We start from the raw sequence: 279 nt of genomic DNA, 5'->3' as shown, positions 1-279 counted from the left end.
ACTGACATTGGAAATGCATGCGTCGCCTGTCGCATCAACAAACAACTTGCCTCATTAAGCGAGCCTTTGCAGAGCGGTCAAACGATAGAAATTATTACGGCTCCAGGCGCAAAACCAAGCCCTGCATGGCTAAATATCGTCACCACAGGCAAGGCAAAAAGTAGTATTCGTCACTTTATCAAGCTGAAGCAACACGAAGAAAATCTATCTCTTGGTAAGAGCCTGCTTGAACGCTCAATGAGCAGCATCAACCTAAGCTGGGAAAACATCAGTGAAACC

1 protein-coding gene is annotated in these 279 nt (G+C 45.9%); it reads left to right on the top strand.

Annotation, left to right across the window (positions count from 1 at the left end):
- On the top strand, positions 1 to 279 hold a 279-nt coding region (locus A3739_RS08495), incomplete at both ends, for a RelA/SpoT AH/RIS domain-containing protein (protein WP_156502484.1).

The sequence above is a fragment of the Oleiphilus sp. HI0067 genome (assembly GCF_001635735.1).
This window is presented reverse-complemented; position numbering and strand designations above follow the sequence as displayed.